Here is a 940-nt window from a genome sequence, read left to right as displayed (position 1 = left end):
AGTATGATAAGTTCATCTAAGTTAGGTGCGTACCTGCTTTGTACCCCTAACCTTCAATAGCGATGTCTCTTACACACCGCTATACAAAATCGTCACTTCAATGATCTTCAACTTGTCGCCAAACGAGCTGAAGGGAGAAGTGGCGTTTTTTGTTGTTTCCGTCCGTATTTTGTTACTGCCTATTGTACGCCTTCTTGATTTTTCTGACAATACGTTATTTCAGTATCCTTCCAAAAACCTTTAGCTAAAAGCCATTGCTTTTTTCGACCGGACGGGCGACCATAAAAATACTGCCTGACAAGTGTCAGTATGTAAATGGGCACTCCTTATCTTCGATATCTCGTGAAGGGACGAAAACAACATGCAGCGACCACGAATGACCAAACCAAACGACATACCAAAACTACTCACAATCGCCGACCTTTCTGTTCGTTGGGACATGCCAAGACAAAGTCTCCACGACAAAAAAGGAGAGGACAAATTCCCTCTTCCCGTACAATATGTCGCGAACAATCGGACGGCACTCTTCCTCGAAAGCGACATCATCGAATACGAAAAAGAGAATCCGTACATCAAGACAAGAGCACAACGGGAAGCGCGACGGAATTTCATTTTCAAGTTGTATATGGACGCGAACGACGAATAAAAAAGTGGCACATTTCGTGCCACTTTCGTGTTTTCACTGGCACATTTCGTGCCATTTTCGGACTTTTGATGATATCACGGAAACCCCAGGCTCTGCCTGGGCTATCACAGAAAGTGATAGCAGTTTCCCCTTATGCTCTTTGAACCTATTTTTAGACAAGATTCGTATAAAGAAATATCGAACCCCCCAAAAAAAGAGGAGCATATAGACTGACCTAGCTATATGAGACACTAATAAAAACACCTTATTAGGCTGCCACCACACCATATTTTATCGGTGTGAGGTAGCCTAATT

Annotated in this window: 1 protein-coding gene; it reads left to right on the top strand. The window is 43.0% G+C overall.

Features of this window, described 5'->3' with window-relative positions; genetic code table 11:
- The first annotated feature begins 376 nt into the window (after positions 1-376).
- The gene (locus tag KNP76_RS15585) at positions 377-646 is read left to right on the top strand and encodes a hypothetical protein (RefSeq protein ID WP_214845044.1); all 270 of its coding nucleotides are present in this window, start codon (positions 377-379) and stop codon (positions 644-646) included.
- Positions 647-940: the final 294 nt, after the last annotated feature.

It is taken from the genome of Exiguobacterium sp. s150 (genome assembly GCF_018618435.1).
GTDB classification, from domain to species: domain Bacteria; phylum Bacillota; class Bacilli; order Exiguobacteriales; family Exiguobacteriaceae; genus Exiguobacterium; species Exiguobacterium alkaliphilum.
This window is presented reverse-complemented; position numbering and strand designations above follow the sequence as displayed.